We start from the raw sequence: 17,308 nt of genomic DNA, 5'->3' as shown, positions 1-17,308 counted from the left end.
GGATAGCGAAATGTAAGTGTTTTCCTCGGGATATGAACATGTTTAGACATTTGCAAACGGGTTTAAGGAGATAAGCGAAAAGCGATTATTCATAAATAAAAACCGCTTTTAGTTTGACTTGTCCGCGTAGGTAGCGAGAAGAAATTGATAGTAGGTGATGGTATGAGAAAATACACAATAGCAAAAGTAATCAGTATTGATAATAGAGTTCCTATGGGAGCATCTAAGGCCTATTATGGTCACAGTGTGATTTTTCAAGATATTTCTAGTGGTACACTTTTACAGTGGGATACTAAAACGAAATTGAAATACGAAAAAGATGAGATTATCAATTTTACTTATGATGAATTAGATCAAGTAACACCTATGGACTTGTTCAATGAGGATGAGGAAAGAGTGGCTATCTCAAATCCAAGAAAAGTACAGTCCTTGGACTTACTTCTAGGTAGAAATCCTGTTCAAACACGGACCGACTATTTCTTTGTTACGAGTGTTCGAACCATAGGAGAGAAGTCTTATGTGGTGTTGGTTGACAGCTATTTAGATCAAGCATTATTTGAAACAGAGGACCCGGATAGTTTTAAAAAAGGGAACGTTGTCAAACTTAGGTATAAACAAACAACAAGTGCAATTGAGGCAGATGTAACAGAAGAGGACTTGCAGCATGTCGTCTATTATTTAGTGGATGTTGAAGTGAAATACAATGTAAGTAATGAGAGAAATGTGAAATTAAAGGATCGTAGATAAGGTTGTGTTGGATTTGTAAGAATAGGTATGTAGAGAAAATACCTAAATAATTATTAGGAGATGGAATTTTTGGAAAAAAAGCAAGGTATTCGTTCTATTGAGGAAGTATTAAAATGTAATCCAAGTAAATTTTATAGCAAATTGAATTCACTTTGTGAAAATGGGGAAATGAATGAATTAATTAGGTATTTAAAAATCTCGAAAGTGTCGGTTGATTTGTATGGATCAGGAAAATCTAGAAATAAATATTTTCTTGAATTTATAGACAATCTATCTAATGAAGTAAAAAATAAAAAAGAGTTCTTAAAATTTATGGATGAGGCAATGATATTTAACAAGATTTACCATGATTACTATATCCATTATATGCAGGTAGTTGACAATTTAGTTTGTGATGAAGATAAGTTCATGTCTTTTCTGATTGCTATGAATGAGAATTTAGAAGATGTTTCTCATTCGGCTCTATTTCGTGGTGAACCAGACTTGTACGGGCATTTACACGAAGTAATTATACTTTCAAGTTCGACAATTATAAAATATTTTAAATACAAAAAATATCCAATGATAATAAAGAAAGTTAATCGAAGTAGTATTGAAAATAGCTATGAACATTTTGTGAGTATAGGCATAAAAAATCAGATAGAGACATTATTTGATTTATGGAGTTATTCTGATTTAGAAGTATTTTATAATTCTGATGGAACTATCTGTACGTCCCTAAATAAGTGCGTAGACAATTTAAATCTTATGATTTCAAAAAGTAACTTCTATGATGCAAGAAATGCTAAATTCGCTAGACAAGTTTATGAGGAATCCCTAAAAAATCAATCACCTCTTGAGCAATCTAACTATGTAAAAGATGCTGAAGAATTCTTAGAAAAAGTTTCCTATTTGAACGATTGTAAAAAAAAATTTGATGGTATTCCTCTAGACAATTATATCAAGGCTTACCGTGCTGTGAATAAAGTAAGCCATAATAAGATATTGCAAAAAATATACAGAAAATCAGCAAAAAAAATGACTGATAAAAATTTGATTAATTTAAAAAAATACCAATTAACAAACTTACTCATTGAAGAAGGAATTGAACGCAGATATACAGAAAGACTGATCGAATTTTTAACCTTTGATTATGATTCGAACGATTTACTTGAAACGCCACTAATAAAACTTGAAGATTCAAGTTTCCTCATTCTTCCTCAAATTGGCATAAGTCCAGAGCCAGCTAGTTGTATTGTAACTAATTTTTCTAGGTTAAACATAGATATTGGTGAAAAAGGAACAGAATTTGAACAGTATATCTACTCAATTTTATCGGAAAAGGAAATTAAATACGTATGTCCAAAACAAAGATATGTAAAAAATACAAATGGTGACTATCAATGTGATTTAGTTTTTTCATTAGATAAAACTATTTATTTTTGTGAGATTAAACATTGGTTACATCCAATGAATGAACGAGAACTGGCTCTTTTTAAGGAGAACATTGATAGTGCAACTTTTCAGTTGAACAGACTAGTAGATTATTATACTGATGAAAAAAATAGAAAATCTATTGAAGAAGAGTTAGAAATAGAAATTAAAAATATGGAGATAAAAAAAATGATTATTACTAACGTGTACACGGGTACTTATATCAATAATTCAGGCACGAATATTGTTTCATCTCACGATTTCGTATCCTATTTTGAAAAGAACCATGGACAGTTGGTTGATGTTAAAGGGAGAGATATAAAAATAGAAATGAAGAATGGTTGTGCTTTGCCCGTTTACTCTTCAGAATCTTTTTATTTTTGGATTGAAGAACGCGTAATAAAACAAGCAGAAAACCAAAAGGAACGTTTTGAAATTGAAGAAACTCACTTAGAAGATATGAACTTTTTAATGTCTCGCCGTAAACTTGTAATAGGATCAATTATCAATCCAGAAATTGCACAAAGAGATAAAGTTGAGAGTTTTAATCGAGTTCATAGAAAGTAATACTAAATAATAATGATAGAAAGCTTAGAGATATTACTGATAAAAAAACGAATACAATATAAATTACGAGGTTAAAATAATACTCATTTAAGGAACAAGCAGATATGTGGCTCATTTATGCGTAGTCTGCAGAATAATACTTCTCATAAGAGAATAACTTATGAAATGAAGTTGAGAGATCGTTTTTATTTAAGATGAAAAGGATCAATACTATCATAGTTACACATACTTCGAAATGTTATAATTAAATCAATATCAGAAAAAAAGTTGTTGAGGTGTAGCATGGAAGTATCAAAACCAATTATCTATGAAGTTGATTATTCAAAAGAATCTCTGAATCATTTAGAAGGGAAGATTCAGAGTAAAGGGAAGAAAGAACAAAAGGTGATGCTTGGTTATCCAACGGTTTATATCGTAAACGATAAGAAGACTCCATCGAAGTATTCCGTTTACATTGGGGAAACGAATGATATTAAGCGGCGTACTATTGAGCATTTAAAGGAGCTTCGTGATGATTGGCAGGAGCTATCAAATTCTGATCAGGCCAAGATGTTTGTAATAGGTCATGAGCATTTCAACAAATCTTTAACCTTAGATATAGAAAATCGTTTAATGCAGTATCTGTCGAGTGTTGAAGCGGTTGAGAATTTAAATAATCGCAGAACAAATCCGCAGAATGATTATTATACTTCAGAAGAACTAGGAAGTATTTTTTCGGAAATTTGGAAGAAGCTCCAACGGAAAAATAAAGAGTTGTTTCCGCTTGAAAGAATAATTCGGGATTCAGCTATTTTTAAAGCCTCACCTTTTCACAAGTTAACTAGAGAACAAATGAACGCTCGTGAGGATATCATTCTTAAGGTAACTGAGGCGTTAAACCGAAACAGAGAAGGTCAATTAATCATCGTTGAGGGTGAGGCTGGGTCTGGGAAAACAGTATTGATGAGCAGTCTGTTTTATGAATTAAATCAGCTTTCTTTAGAAGACTCCGAAAATATAGTACTTCAGAATACGAGTCAATATTTATTAGTCAATCATGATCAACAGCTAAAGGTTTATGAACAAATTGCTTCAAAGCTAGGGATTTTGTCAAAAAGAAATCCGGACGTTGTTTCAAAACCGACGAGATTCATTAATAATCATTCAGAAGATGAGAAGGTAGATATTGTTATTGTTGATGAAGCTCACTTATTATGGACTCAAGGAAAATACTCCTACCAAGGTCAAAATCAGCTTAGAGATATTTTAAAACGAGCTAAAGTAGTTGTGGCAGTACTTGATCGTAATCAGATTCTTTCTCGGGAACAGTATTGGGATGTGGAAGATATGACAATGATGATCCAAGAAGCGAATCTCAATGGAAATCACATCCAACTTGAAAATCAATTACGAATTAATGCGGATAAGGAAACTGTAAACTGGATTCGAAACCTTATTGATAACGGGACAATCGAAAATATCCCTGTTGACTCTAAAAAATATGCGATTGAAATATTTGATAATCCTGATGAAATGTATCAAGAGATTCAAAGGAAAGCCCGGAATGAGGAATCTGGTATTTCTCGTATTCTAGCAACCTTTGATTGGGCATATATAGATAAGAAAAAGCCAGAAAATGAAGATTACTGGAATGTAAAAATCGGAGATTGGCAGTTACCTTGGAACTTGCAGCTTCCACAAACCCGTCAAGAGAAACGAAAAAATCGCAATCGTGCTTGGGCGGAGCAGCCTCAAACAATTGGAGAAGTTGGATCTACTTTTACGATTCAAGGGTTTGATCTTAATTACGCGGGCATTATTATTGGTCCATCAGTAAAATATCGAAATGGGAAAATAATTTTTGATAAAACGGCAAGCAAAAACAAGAAGGCTGTCGAAATGCGCAAGGGGAAAAATGGCGAAAAACTGGATATTTCTGATTTTCTGCTTAAGAATGAGTTGAATGTCTTACTAACTCGGGGTGTTAACGGCTTATATATTTATGCCGTGGACGATGAGCTTCGAAAAGCTCTTAATGAAGCAAAAAAAGAGAAAGTTTGAATCAATATGAAAAGTTGTAATGCGGAGAATTTTTGGAACGTAAGTATTATCCCACTTTTCAAAGTTTGGAGACATAACTGTAGCTATGTCTCCAAAAAAATCATTATTTCATTCAAATCCATAAAAACAAGCTCATCTCAAAAGCCTCGTTTTAGAAATGAGGGCTTTAAGTTGAGCTTGTTTTTTGTTTAGAAATGACTTGAATGTCAGCTGATAATGGATAATTGTTTACTAAATAGTTGTTAAGGATGTCGTATAGAATGCAATCCTTGTTGTTCCACTGATTTTAGTCTAAGCCTCTTAATAACGATACTTTCCCTTCTTACTTTGAAGTCCGTTCGTATGGTACAGGTATCCAAACAATGCACCTAACAAGCCGCCAATGATATGGGCCATTCTCGAAATATTGTCATTGGATAGCACATCGCTTACGATTTCATTTCCGATATAAAGCGTGCCTACCAAAATAACTGTAAGGGGAATCCTGCCATCCTTCATGTTAGCGAAGGATGCTAGCAGTATAAACATAAACACGATGCCGCTTGCGCCCAAAAGCATTGTACGCGGAAAGAAAATGACATTGATCAAGCCGATGATTGCAGATGTAGTCAGTATCATGATCAACACATTTTTACTGCCATACTTTTCTTCCACTAATGGTCCAACTGCTAATAGTAGTAGAAAGTTTCCCGAATAATGGCTCAAATCCTGATGGGCAAGTGTGTGGGTGAATAGGCGTAAATACATCATTGGGTCTGCCCAGGATGAATAGTATACGGCAAATAATTTGTTGATTTCTCCATTCGTCACTACATTTAGAATCAGTACGATAAACGATGCTATCGCCAGGCCTAAAATAACTGGTGAGTTGAAGCTGATTAACTTATTTATTTTTCTTTTTTCCATGTCATGCCCCTTTTTTAGGTAATCTAGCTAGTTGAGCTGCTCGCTGTACGTTTAAAATAATTTGGACAAGTTACATCTGGCATTGGCATGATCCTGTTCTGATCTAGTTCCATTGAATAGTCAGATATGACAAGTCACGATAGTCAACCGATCGAAATCGAAGCTTTTCTTATTTATGAAATAAGCTTTACCAGAAAAAAAGTGTTTTAGAAAAAACGACTAGTCAATGCTTAATCCAAATGCAAATTATATATAAAGCGATGATAGCATTCAATTTTTTCTTATTCAATAAGACTTAAGTTGTATTGCCCCAAGTAAACTAGGATACTTGGTACTTTTCTCTACACTAAGTTCTGCTTCGAACAGGATAAGAAGGGCATACAAAATAGGAGGGGTGGTAACAGTGAAGACCTATTTGTACGAGAAGCAATAGAAGACGGTGAAATGCTCGTCAGTTTATGGTAGGATCTATTGCGCTTGTTCCCTACATTCGATTTCTTTTAATACTCTCATGTTGCCTGCTGTTTATTGATTCTACTTTCTCGTCAAAATCCTTCGCAGAACAACAAAAAGACAGCTCCTAGCTGCCCAAAATTACTGCATCAAAATCATTGCGATCGCGCCTATAGCGTTATTGAAAAAATGAACCATAATTGAAACTTCCAGTCTTCCGGTTTTGTAATAAGCCAACGCGAAGACTAATCCCATTATCAATATAGAATTTTTTCTATATTGATAATGGAAAAGGGAAAGGATTGTTAAGTGTAATTAAAAAGAATGTTAGAGCTGGTATAAAGTCCCGTGAAGCGAAACCTTTTCCTGTTCGATAGTAAATGCAAATGCCTGAAACATAAAGACAAAGGAGGTGTGCTTAATCTAAGCTCGCTTGTCTATTTTAACAACAATCATTTATCGGTGTTTTTCTTTCCGACATCCTTGAATCGCTTATTAATCAGAATACGTGTCTAGTTTGTAATAGAAAAAATAAATCAAATTAAGTCCAATTGCCGATATCGAAAATATTAGAGACCAGACAGTCAAACTAATGGAAACGATCCCAAGCGCTTTTGTCATCGTTGAGTTAGCTAAAGGTGATCCACTAAAAGCGGCACAATTAAGTGCCTCGCTTGGCTGGGGTACAGATACCATCGAGCAATCAGGGCGGCGATTTGCGGAGGGATGAATCCTGAACTGCCAGAAGAAATGATTCGACAAATAGAAGAAGTTGATCAGTTGACGGAGGATGTCTTGCCATTTGTGAAGAATGACAGGTTTGTTAGGAAGAGTGTTCAATTGTGAGCACTCTTTTATGATTCGATGAGTAAAAAAAGCTACGAAATATAAGAAAGTAAGTATGCTATACTTGAATGATTAATCTAGGTGGGAGGGGCATGTCTATGTCGATTGATGGTATTCTAGGAGGTTTGTTAGGACTATTAGGTGTTGGGATATCCCTTTGGTATTCAAAAAAGTTGAACCAGCAGAATCAGATTTTTCAGGAAAAAATTGAGAAACAAAATAGAGATTATGATCTGTGGAAGAAGAAATACGATGTTCTGGTACAGATGATAAGCTATCGTTATGATGTTCGTTCAAAAGAATACTCAGCAGCTATGAACGGTGTCACTGCTACTTTTTATGACTCTAAAAAAGTCATTGACGCTACTAAGAAAATGTATGATTATTTATCAAATACCAACAGTGATGCTTCTATTGCAAACGAAAAATTAATTGCTATTTATTCAGCGATGTTTGAAGATTTAGGCATTGATCAAAATATAGATGAGTCTTTTTTAAATAAAGTTTTTAATGACTAATTTCAATAACTTGAAACCAATCATAGGTTTAAACTCCAAAAATCACAGTGATATGATTATGCATATTAACCGGCACTTTTATTTCCAAATGTTTATAGAAGGATTTTGCTCTACTTAGTCCCGATAAATAAACGTGCTATATAAACTAATCATTTTTTTTGATGGACATTTTAGTCTTACATCAGATAAAGGAGTTTTGAAGAATAGATGAGGTTCACGCTAAAATATAGTTAAATAAAAAGGTTTAGCACAATAATACTAATCTAAAAAGACTCAAATCGTGTCTTTAATCCGAATTCAAGAGGTGCGGGTTCTCACAATTATACGATGCTTTTGAGTGAACGGAATTCGCTATTAAAAGCGGGTTGGAGAAACGAGGGAATTTCTTGGTACACGCTAGGCGGTGCTCAACCAATCGCACCAGTATCGCGAACATTTGACAAGGGCGGACAAAAGGGCAATGTTTATTCCGGCGCTGGATTCGGCTGGGTCATCACACCGGGCTCATTGGCGAATTATGCAAAGAAATGGTATAGCAATGTCTCAAATATCAGCAATGTCAGCACACAAAACATCGTTGATCGGATCATCAATGGTAATCCTGTTTTATATTATGGCTATTCTTCTTATCAAGCCAATACGATCCGCAATCACTGCAAGGTCATTGCTGGATACAAGGACAATAAGTTCTTAGTGTACGATCCGTTGTACTATAGCTCAAGCGCGAAGGCTGGATCGGGCGGTCCAAATAAAACCTACGATCGTGGCGCGATGGCTTGGGTATCGATCACCGACTTTACTAAGGAGTGGGATGGCCGAGCTATTGGGATTAGTTAATAGATAAAAAGAGCAGTAAACGATTGTCAAAAATCGTTTACTGCTCTTTTTGTTTTCTAAAGTATTCAAAAATGAAATTGACTTCAAAAATCGATTGTTTTTAGTGAAATTTGAAGTTTAGTTCAAATTTTAGTTATTCCGCTATCTCATATTTAAACACGCCATTATTTTCATAATTTTCCAGCTTCACATCAGATAACCGTCGTTCAAAGAATGAACGTTCTTTACCATTTTCGTCATATTTATCTGGTAAGACTAGTGTTGGCTCGCTATCTGGAACTGGTTGCGACAATTGTTCTTTTAAGGCATCGATATGTCGGTCGTAGACGTGGGCATCATCGATACACCAGTGCATCGTGCCCAGTTCGAAGCCTAATTGATCAGCGATCAAGCGATGCAGTACTGCGTATTGGTAGGTGTTGAACGGTTGTCCTAGAGCCATGTCGGCTGAACGTTGCTTAACGTGGAGGTCAAGTACGCCATTGTTAACCTTCCAGTTAGTTGCCCAAACGCAGGGTTCCAAGGTCATATCGTCTAAATCGTCCACATCCCACAGACTAGTCATGATGCGGCGTGAGCCGGGATTGTTTTCTAGCTGATGCAAAACGTATTCGACTTGGTTTAGTTTTTCTTCGTGATCCGGCAGCTTGCGGCATTTTTTGGCCAATTGGTAGCCGTACGCTTTACCGATCGTATTGTTTTCATCGGCCCATTCGTTCCAAACTTTACATTTATGATCTTGCAGCCACGTTACGTCGTTGGACAATTCTTGCCAGATCCATTCCAATTCGATCAAAGGTGTTTTTTGAAACACGCGCTTTGATTTCAAAATCGGGATACCGTCGGCTGGTGTGATTTTAAAGTTGACGCCTTGAATAAAACGAGTGGGGGCAGGGCTGCCATCAGCGTATTTTGCCCGAACTAAAGCAGGGTCTTGATCCGTGCCGTTTTCAATGATATCCATGACGATGTCGCGATAAATTTTGTCGAAGCCAGTATATTCAGTCACAAGAATTCTCCTCTTTTTATGCTTTTGTCTGAGTTTAACATATTCCGATGGATTCGTGGATTAAAAATTCTCTTAATTACTCAAAAGAGGAAGGAGGCTTTATGGATAGTGTTTTTGGATCGGAATACGAAGCATTCACATTGATTTTTTACTTTTCACTGATGCAGTCAAGGAGATTTCCCATCCTCCCGGGTATGATACAATAAGTCACGAGTGTGATGAAATTGAAGGAGCGGGTGGAAAATGGAGAAAAAGCTTTTTTTCTTTGATATTGATGGAACGCTGACGGATCGAAAGACGAGGGAAATTGTGCCTAGTGCGAAGCGAACGTTGGAGCTTTTGCAGGAGAACGGACACTTTGTTTCGATCGCAACAGGGCGTGCGCATTACAAATGTCGCAACTTGTTGGATGAGCTTGGGCTGGAAAATATGGTTTGTTCAGGCGGCATGGGTGTCGTGATCGAAAATAAATTGGTGAAAAATACGCCGCTGGATAAAGAAGAAGCGGTAGCGGTTATTCGGCAGGCTGAGGAAAAAGGGATCGGTGTGTTGGTCGCACTTGATGATTCGGAGAAGGTCTATGCTCAGAATGATTTGTTTAGACAACAGGTTGGACCAAGACAGGAGCCGACGGAGTATTTCATTGATTCGGCATTTAACATCGCTGAAGTGGAGAATATTTATAAGTTTTATTTGGCGTTGTCTAAGGAGCAGGATCATTTGATCCCTGAGCCGAAGAGCTTTGCGAAGCTGCGGTTTGTGCCTGAATATATTATGTGCCAGCACGATAATAAGAAGCAAGGAATCCTTGATGTTTTGGATTATTTTGGCAGACCGCAAAAGGATGTCGTAGTCTTTGGTGACGACGTGAATGATCTGGTGATGTTTGATAAAGCTTGGACCAGTATTGCGATGGGAAATGCGGTGGATGAATTGAAGTCAAAGGCGGATTATGTGACCGATCGAAATGTTGATGACGGGATCTATAATGCCTGTCGCAAGTTTGGCTGGATTTAGCAGAATGTTAATAACAGAAAAGCAAGTCTCTTTTTTGATAGAGGCTTGCTTTTTTCGTGCTGTGAATTTATTTCATCGGCAAACGGATCTGGAACACGACGCCTCTTGGTTCCCAATCACGTACTGTCAGCTTGCCTTTATGTTGAGTAATGATTTGTTTAGCGATGGCAAGGCCGAGACCGTAGCCGCCGGTTTCTTTGGAGCGGGAGCGGTCTTCGCGGTAGAAGCGTTCGAAGATGTGTCTTTTGTCTTCGTCACTGATGGAGGGACCGTTGTTTTTGACCTCGATCAGCCAATTGTCATTGGATATTTCGGATTGCAGAATGATTTTTTCTTTGTCTTCGGTATATTTTAATGCATTATCCAACAGGATCACCAAAACCTGATGGATGCGTTTCTCGTCGATCATCATGGGTTGATCCGCGTAGTTTTCCAGCACGAACTGTTTGTTGTTCATTTCGGCAATCTCTTGGAAAGGCTGAGCCAACTGCTTGATGAAGATTTTTGGTTCCACAGCTTCTTTGTGCAAAAGCAGCTGGTTGGAATCACTGCGAGCCAGAGTCAGCAGGTCTTCAGTCAAGCTATTCATTCGCCGCGTCTCATTCAGTGCTTGGGCGATTGGTTCGGATTCCTCTAAAATCGTGTGATCCGGTCGGGTGAATAGTTGCTGCAGGCTATTTTGAATGATCGTTAACGGCGTACGCAATTCGTGAGAAGCATTTTCGACAAATTCCTGCTGCTTGCGCCAAGCATTCATGATAGGGCGCATATTCATTTTGGAAATATAGAAACTAATCCCGATTGAAATCAGCCAAAAGACTACCATACAAAGAATCAAGGTCATCTCAAAATTTTTCATCGAGTCGGCGATTTGATTAGTGTTGGCTAAAAATTGGATATACGCAACACCGTTGTCTTCATGATCGGCCCTGATCGTATAGGAATGAAAGGCTAATTTTTGTGCACTGTCAGCCGAATTTTCCAAGCTCAAGGACTGAATGGCATTCAACTGTTTCTTATCCAAAGTCAAATTCTCCAATTCAGTGAATCGACCGCCCAGCACTTCTTTGTTTAAGATTTCGCCATCCTTTGACCATAAGATAATTTGAGTATTGAAACGGTTGTTGCCATCAGGACCTTTGATCATTCGCTGATCATCCGGTATTTGTGATAAAAAAGGGTTGTTTTGCTGATAGCGATTAATTTCCATTTCAATCAGCCGATCATTTTTTGCCATTTGCTCTAAGGAATAATCCGTTTGGCGATAGGCCGAGCTTTGCAGCAGCTGCAAGGTAATAAAGCCCAGCAGAAGGAAAATCCCCGCGAAGGCGGCGACATTGATGAAGAAAAATTTTAAACGTTGCTTTCTTGATATTTCGGTATTCATAGCGTCAATCCTTTTGTAAGATATAGCCGACGTTGCGCAGTGTTTTAAATAGCTGGTCGATACCTGCCGGCTTCAAATGTTTTCGTAAATGACTCATGTAGACCTCCACGACGGTGATCGTCGTATCAGAATCAAAGCCCCAAATCCGATCGAAAATCTGCTCCTTCGTCAAGATCACGCCTTTATTTTGGATGAAGTAGACCAAAAGATCAAATTCCTTTCCTTGAATCGGCAGGATCTGATCGTCGAAGGAGGCTTCCTTAGTCGCGAGGTTGCAGGTGATCGTTTTATAGACTAATTGATTTTCAGCGAAAAGTCCCAACGAGCGCTTCAATAAAGCTTTGACCCGCAGGATCAGCTCTTCGCGATAAAAAGGTTTCGTCAAATAGTCATCGGCCCCTTTTTGAAAACCGGTGACTTTATCTTCTAACGCATCTTTGGCGGTTAAGATCAATACAGGAGTTTGGATATTTTTTTCCCGCAGCTCCGCTAAGACTTCATAGCCATTTTTCTCCGGCAGCATCAGATCCAGCAAGATCAGGTCATACATCCCGCTTTCTGCTTCAAACAAGCCTTCTTCGCCATCATAGACCTGCGTGATTTCGCCGAGGTCGGCCAAAATTTCTTTTATATTATTTGAAAGAGTTACTTCATCTTCTACGATTAATAAGTTGATCATGGATTGTTTCCTCCTATCCTTATTCCGCTTCCAGTGTACCATGCTTTCCTAAATCAACCTTAAAACTTTTTTTGCTGCGCTTAAGTTTAAGTTAAGCCAGCTTGACTATTCTACAAGCAGTCACATGAAGGATGACGAAGCAACGGTAACTCAAAAAAATCTATGAAAAACTTCAGCCGTAATAACCAGTGCACTTGACAACGAGCCTCCATCATTGAGCGTTCTGACATTAAAAGCTCAGCAAATAATCGCGTCAGAACAGGCACTGTAGCTCAATGATGCTCATTGTAAAGTGTTCGCTACGCCACCTAAGATAACAAGATTTAGTTCGGCATAGGGGGGACCAGCTAAAAACATGCTTGAATCCCTGTGGTATCAAGTTTTAGAAGTATTTTGTTAAATAGATTTTGAATTACTAAGCAACTAGAGGAGGAAGCAGTATGAATTACATCAAACGGGCTACACAAAGCCTTTGGGCCAAGAAAGGACGCAGCGTCATTATGATCGCCGTTTTTTCAGCTATCTTAATTTTTGTTCTAGCGGGTTTGACGATCCGCAGCGGCGCCGAGCTGGCGACAACGAATGCGAAAAAGAGTGTCGGGGCAACCGTCACCTTATCAACGAATCGGGAGGCGATGTTTGGCCAGAAATCTGATTCAGATACGGAAGAAGAAACAAGACCTGATCCAGGCAGCTTTGAACGCACACCAGTTAATTTGAGTGATGCGGAAAAAATCGCCAAGCTTTCAAATGTTAAATCCTATTCATTTGAAGCAAGCACCTCAGCCGATAAGAGCTCTGGAATCACACCCATCTCAAGCGACAGTGAAGAGGAAACTTCCTCTGATGAGCAGGCCGCTGGTTTTGGCGGACAAGGGGCACCGGGAGGTATGAGCCAAGGTGATTTCCAAATCAAAGGTGTTTCTCAAAGCAGCTCTTACAGCGATTTTTCTTCTGGCACGGCCAGTCTGGTGGAAGGGAAGGCGATCACTTCTGATGATGAGGGAACAAATAATGTACTGATCGAACAAAGCTTGGCAGAGGCCAATGAGCTAAGTGTCGGTGATACATTCAAAATCAAGGATACAGATGATAAAGACGTGGAAGTGACGATTAAAGGGATCTATAAAACCAGTGATTCCGGCGACAGCATGGGCGCTCGATTCAACTTTATGAATCCAGTGAATACGATCTTCTCTTCTTATACAATGGTCAATACTTTGACAGGTTCAGATGGCAAAACCATCGATTCAGCAGTTTATAACTTAGACGATCCAAAAGACATGGAAAGCTTCGTTAAGCAAGCCAATAAATTGATCGATACAGATACCTTTAGTTTAGAGACTAACGACCAAATGTATCAGCAAATGCTGCAGCCGTTAAATAATGTTTCAAGCTTCGCGAAAAACATCGTGCTTTTAGTAGCGGCGGCCGGCGTGATTATTTTGACGCTGATCATTATGCTGTCGATCCGCGAACGGAAATATGAGATCGGCGTCTTGCTTTCATTAGGCGAATCACGGGTCAAAGTCATTTCACAATTTTTCGTTGAAATTTTTGTCTGCATGATCTTTGCATTAGGGATCGCCGCAGCCAGCGGAAATATTGTCGGAAATGCTGTGGGAAATCAGTTATTGAGCCAACAAACAACCACGACGCAAAATGCGGAAGGGCAAGCGGATGCCGCAGGCAATGGCGGACCGGGACAAGGTCAAGCGCCTGGTGGCGGAAACGGCGGACCTGGCGGCAGACAAATGACCAGCAATCCATTTACTCAAACAGAGGAAATCCAAGAGCTGAATATCTCTGTGAAGCCAATGGAAATTCTCAGTTTAGCAGGTATCGGATTAGGCATCAGTTTATTCTCGATCGTTCTATCTTCAGCGGGAATCCTGCGATTGAATCCGAAGAAAATCTTGATTTCGTAAATGAAGGGATGTCAGTCCAACTTTTCCCAGTTCATTTGAATTGAAGAACGAAAGCACAAGTTAAGAAAATCAAAAAGCTAAGAGCATAGTTGGATGATATACGGCATGAAAATCGAACTTGTTTTTCCTGATTTTGGAAAAATAAATACATTAATAAGAAGAAGGATGTCAGTCCAACTTTTCCCAGTTCGCTTGAATCGAAGAACGAAAGCACAAGTCACGAAAATCAGAAAGCCAAGCACATAGTTGGATGATATACGGCATGAAAATCGAACTTATTTTTCCTGATTTTGGAAAAATAAATACATTAATAAGAAGAAGGATGTCAGTCCAACTTTTCCCAGTTTATTTGAATCGAAGGACGAAAGCACAAGTTAAGCAAATCAAAAAACCAAGCACATAGTTGGATGATATACGGCATGAAAATCGAACTTATTTTTCCCGATTTTGGAAAAATAAATACATTAATAAGAAGAAGGAGAAATCTTTATGACATTATCAACGAAGGATTTAAGTTACTGGTATGAAAACAATGGCCCATTGTTTGAAAAGGTCAATCTGACTTTTGAAAAGGGCAAAATGTACGCTATTTTAGGCACGAGCGGATCAGGGAAGACGACGTTTCTTTCCTTGATCGCAGGATTGGATACACCGAAAAGCGGGGAGATTCTTTATGATGATGTTTCCTTGAAAAAAATCGGTCTGCGAGAGTATCGCCGCAAGGATGTTTCGATTGTCTTCCAAGCATATAACTTATTGCCGTATTTATCAGCAGTAGACAATGTAGTTACGGCAATGGAGATCGCAAAAAGTCAGCAGGCCGATAAAAAAGCCTACGCTTTAGCTAATTTGGAAAAGGTCGGCATCGGCAAGGAATTAGCCGAGAAAAAAGTGACCTTATTATCTGGCGGTCAGCAGCAGCGGGTCGCGATAACGCGGGCTTTATGCTGCGAGCATGAATTAATCGTTGCCGATGAACCGACTGGAAATCTTGATGAAGCGACTTCAGGTGAGATCGTCAGGCTATTCCAAGAGATCGCCCATGAGCAAAAAAAATGTATCATCTTAGTCACCCACGAACAGGAAGTCGCCAAAGCGTGCGATGTGGTGTATGAGTTGAAAAACCAAGAGTTCAGTCAAGTATCTTAAGGGGATGCTCGTCCAACTTTGCTAGTTGATGAATGTGCGAGTGAAAATAAATTGGAGAAAGCAGTTCGAAACGAAACACCAAGTTTTCCCGCAAAAAAATGAGCATAAGGAGAATGCAAATGAAGACAACATTAAAAAAGGTGACCTGTTTTCTTGGAATGAGCATTTGTTTAGCTGGCTGCGGAGTAAGCGGCTCGGTATCGAATGACGTGGAGGCGGAAGAACTTTCCGTGACTTTGAATTCGGAGTGGAAAGAGGATCAGGATGACGAAGAAGCAGAGTACCAAGCGCTTCTAGACAGCGGTGAATACAATGAAGAGAATATTTATGTGAAGCTTGATCCATACGATGCCAGTCCGCTTTCGGCATTGCTGCTTTTTCAAACGGATGAAGCGATGAAGGTCGATATTTCCGTGGCAGGCAAGGATGAGGAAAGTACGATCAAAAATAGTTTTAGCGAATACACGACGGCCCACAGTATTCCAGTTTTAGGTTTATACGCGGATACGGAGAATGAAGTTACAGTGACTTTGACCAATGAAACAGGAGAAAGCATGGAAAAAACGGTAACGATAAAAACAGGAACGTTGCCTAAATCCATTGCCAGCATTGATGTCAAAGAAGCCGATACACAAAAAATGGAGATCGGCGACAGCGAGCTGACCTTTGCTGTTCCGAGTACGAGAAGACCGTATGCCTTCGATGCGAATGGGGATGTCCGCTGGTATTCTACGCGCTATAACAGCCATATTTTCCAAGAATTGAACAACGGCAATTTACTATTTCTGACTAAAAAAGCCAATGATGCCAATACCTATAACGTGCTGCTGGAGACGGACTACTTAGGAAAAATCTACAATCGCTATGATTTTTCAAGCTCTAGTGCTTCAAACGATACTGGCACAAGTGAAGGCGAAATGACCGTCATCCATCATGATGGCATCGAGCTGCCAAGCGGCAATTTCCTCTTAACAGTCAATGATGGCAGTAATTACATTGAAGACACGATGATCGAGGTCAACCGTGAAACAGGCGAAATCGAGAAAACGATTGATTTGAAGGATCTTTTGCCGGAAAGCTTTTATGAGGATTACGATTCGACTAGTCGTGAGGATGGCAAGGTCGATTGGTTCCACCAAAATTCGGTGGATTACGATGAGGCGGATAACAGCATCATTATTTCAGGGAGGCATCAAGATACGGTTATGAAAATTGATTATGCCACGAACGAAATCAAATGGATTATGGGAGACAGCAGCGGTTGGCCAGAGAGTTATCAAAAATATTTTCTAGATGGCGATGTCAAAGCCAGCGGCGGACAGCACGCGGCGATCGTCCTGCCGGATCAGGATGATGATGCAGCAACAACGGATGTACTTTTCTATGATAACAATATCTCTGTCACGCGCGGCGATAAAGACACCTCCGAAAAATATTCGGAAGCTCGTCAAGTTCGTATTAACGAAGAAGAGATGACGATCGAAGAAATTTGGAGCTTTGGTGAAGAACTAGGCGAAGAGTACTTTACTAAAATCATCGGCAGCGCCCGCTATCTATCAGCTACCGGCAATCGCTTAGTCAATTTCGGCTATCGCGACGAAGGCAAGACCAGCTCCATCATAGAGGTCACTGAAGATGGCGAAACAGTCTTCAATGTCGATCTCACCGATTTTCCAACCAGTGCGTGGTCATACCGAGCAGAACGCTTCTCACTTTATAATGAGAATTGGGAGTATCAGTTGGATTAGAAATAGTATTATTATGATGGTTGAACGAACGATTAAGTGAATTTTTCCCCCATTGCTTTAATTA

Annotated in this window: 14 protein-coding genes and 1 pseudogene; 10 read left to right on the top strand and 5 right to left on the bottom strand. The window is 39.0% G+C overall.

What is annotated here, in order from left to right; genetic code table 11:
- Positions 1-162 precede the first annotated feature (162 nt).
- The 3 genes from FFR60_RS18205 to FFR60_RS18195 all read left to right on the top strand — a co-directional run bounded on the left by FFR60_RS18205 (position 163) and on the right by FFR60_RS18195 (position 4,767).
- Entirely contained in the window at positions 163-747 is a 585-nt protein-coding gene (locus FFR60_RS18205; RefSeq protein WP_137665239.1) for a hypothetical protein, read from the top strand.
- A 69-nt stretch (positions 748-816) separates the two neighbouring features.
- Positions 817-2,727: a hypothetical protein gene (locus FFR60_RS18200; protein ID WP_137665238.1), complete on the top strand. Its 1,911-nt coding sequence runs from the start codon at positions 817-819 to the stop codon at positions 2,725-2,727.
- Between the two features lie 282 nt (positions 2,728-3,009).
- The gene (locus FFR60_RS18195; protein WP_137665237.1) at positions 3,010-4,767 is read left to right on the top strand and encodes a DUF2075 domain-containing protein; all 1,758 of its coding nucleotides are present in this window, start codon (positions 3,010-3,012) and stop codon (positions 4,765-4,767) included.
- Positions 4,768-5,067: 300 nt separating this feature from the next.
- Here FFR60_RS18195 and FFR60_RS18190 read toward each other — a convergent pair whose 3' ends face one another.
- A complete protein-coding gene (locus FFR60_RS18190) occupies positions 5,068-5,673 on the bottom strand; it encodes a rhomboid family intramembrane serine protease (protein WP_137665236.1) in 606 nt (201 codons plus the stop codon).
- A 594-nt stretch (positions 5,674-6,267) separates the two neighbouring features.
- Complete coding sequence (locus FFR60_RS18185) at positions 6,268-6,429, bottom strand: CPBP family glutamic-type intramembrane protease (protein ID WP_283205012.1); 162 nt, start codon at positions 6,427-6,429, stop codon at positions 6,268-6,270.
- A gap of 289 nt (positions 6,430-6,718) precedes the next feature.
- Here FFR60_RS18185 and FFR60_RS23005 point away from each other — a divergent pair, with 289 nt between their 5' ends.
- The 3 genes and pseudogenes from FFR60_RS23005 to FFR60_RS18170 form a co-directional block, all read left to right on the top strand.
- Complete coding sequence (locus FFR60_RS23005) at positions 6,719-6,856, top strand: hypothetical protein (protein ID WP_249355040.1); 138 nt, start codon at positions 6,719-6,721, stop codon at positions 6,854-6,856.
- 214 nt (positions 6,857-7,070) lie between these two features.
- Positions 7,071-7,490, top strand: a complete 420-nt coding sequence (locus FFR60_RS18175; protein WP_137665235.1) for a DUF6680 family protein — start codon at positions 7,071-7,073, stop codon at positions 7,488-7,490.
- Between the two features lie 279 nt (positions 7,491-7,769).
- A pseudogene (locus tag FFR60_RS18170) lies at positions 7,770-8,327 on the top strand (C39 family peptidase); the annotation flags it as partial.
- A gap of 133 nt (positions 8,328-8,460) precedes the next feature.
- Here FFR60_RS18170 and thyA read toward each other — a convergent pair.
- Complete coding sequence (gene thyA, locus FFR60_RS18165; RefSeq protein ID WP_137665234.1) at positions 8,461-9,336, bottom strand: thymidylate synthase; 876 nt, start codon at positions 9,334-9,336, stop codon at positions 8,461-8,463.
- Between the two features lie 243 nt (positions 9,337-9,579).
- Here thyA and FFR60_RS18160 point away from each other — a divergent pair, with 243 nt between their 5' ends.
- The gene (locus FFR60_RS18160) at positions 9,580-10,353 is read left to right on the top strand and encodes a Cof-type HAD-IIB family hydrolase (RefSeq protein WP_137665233.1); all 774 of its coding nucleotides are present in this window, start codon (positions 9,580-9,582) and stop codon (positions 10,351-10,353) included.
- A 67-nt stretch (positions 10,354-10,420) separates the two neighbouring features.
- Here the strand turns inward: FFR60_RS18160 and FFR60_RS18155 are convergent, their stop codons facing one another.
- Together FFR60_RS18155 and FFR60_RS18150 are read right to left on the bottom strand one after the other, a co-directional pair.
- Complete coding sequence (locus tag FFR60_RS18155; RefSeq protein ID WP_137665232.1) at positions 10,421-11,740, bottom strand: sensor histidine kinase; 1,320 nt, start codon at positions 11,738-11,740, stop codon at positions 10,421-10,423.
- Between the two features lie 4 nt (positions 11,741-11,744).
- Complete coding sequence (locus FFR60_RS18150) at positions 11,745-12,419, bottom strand: response regulator transcription factor (protein ID WP_137665231.1); 675 nt, start codon at positions 12,417-12,419, stop codon at positions 11,745-11,747.
- A 440-nt stretch (positions 12,420-12,859) separates the two neighbouring features.
- Between FFR60_RS18150 and FFR60_RS18145 the strand changes: the two genes are divergently transcribed.
- From FFR60_RS18145 to FFR60_RS18135, 3 genes are all read left to right on the top strand, one after another.
- Positions 12,860-14,347: an ABC transporter permease gene (locus FFR60_RS18145; protein ID WP_137665230.1), complete on the top strand. Its 1,488-nt coding sequence runs from the start codon at positions 12,860-12,862 to the stop codon at positions 14,345-14,347.
- 489 nt (positions 14,348-14,836) lie between these two features.
- Positions 14,837-15,496 (top strand): ABC transporter ATP-binding protein, encoded by a 660-nt coding sequence (locus tag FFR60_RS18140; RefSeq protein WP_137665229.1) that lies wholly within the window; start codon positions 14,837-14,839, stop codon positions 15,494-15,496.
- A 119-nt stretch (positions 15,497-15,615) separates the two neighbouring features.
- Positions 15,616-17,244: an aryl-sulfate sulfotransferase gene (locus FFR60_RS18135; protein ID WP_137665228.1), complete on the top strand. Its 1,629-nt coding sequence runs from the start codon at positions 15,616-15,618 to the stop codon at positions 17,242-17,244.
- The last annotated feature ends 64 nt before the right edge of the window (positions 17,245-17,308 follow it).

This window comes from Enterococcus hulanensis (assembly GCF_005405485.1).
In the GTDB taxonomy this organism is placed as follows: domain Bacteria; phylum Bacillota; class Bacilli; order Lactobacillales; family Enterococcaceae; genus Enterococcus_A; species Enterococcus_A hulanensis.
The sequence above is the reverse complement of the archived record's forward strand: the minus strand, read 5'-3'. Positions and strand labels throughout refer to the sequence as shown.

Coding starts and splice junctions, on each gene's coding strand:
- FFR60_RS18195 (WP_137665237.1), top strand. CDS start 3,010: ATGGAAGTATCAAAACCAATTATCTATGAAGTTGATTATTCAAAAGAA.
- FFR60_RS18160 (WP_137665233.1), top strand. CDS start 9,580: ATGGAGAAAAAGCTTTTTTTCTTTGATATTGATGGAACGCTGACGGAT.
- FFR60_RS18140 (WP_137665229.1), top strand. CDS start 14,837: ATGACATTATCAACGAAGGATTTAAGTTACTGGTATGAAAACAATGGC.
- FFR60_RS18135 (WP_137665228.1), top strand. CDS start 15,616: ATGAAGACAACATTAAAAAAGGTGACCTGTTTTCTTGGAATGAGCATT.
- FFR60_RS18175 (WP_137665235.1), top strand. CDS start 7,071: ATGTCGATTGATGGTATTCTAGGAGGTTTGTTAGGACTATTAGGTGTT.
- FFR60_RS23005 (WP_249355040.1), top strand. CDS start 6,719: ATGGAAACGATCCCAAGCGCTTTTGTCATCGTTGAGTTAGCTAAAGGT.
- FFR60_RS18145 (WP_137665230.1), top strand. CDS start 12,860: ATGAATTACATCAAACGGGCTACACAAAGCCTTTGGGCCAAGAAAGGA.
- FFR60_RS18205 (WP_137665239.1), top strand. CDS start 163: ATGAGAAAATACACAATAGCAAAAGTAATCAGTATTGATAATAGAGTT.
- FFR60_RS18150 (WP_137665231.1), bottom strand. CDS start 12,419: ATGATCAACTTATTAATCGTAGAAGATGAAGTAACTCTTTCAAATAAT.
- FFR60_RS18155 (WP_137665232.1), bottom strand. CDS start 11,740: ATGAATACCGAAATATCAAGAAAGCAACGTTTAAAATTTTTCTTCATC.
- FFR60_RS18190 (WP_137665236.1), bottom strand. CDS start 5,673: ATGGAAAAAAGAAAAATAAATAAGTTAATCAGCTTCAACTCACCAGTT.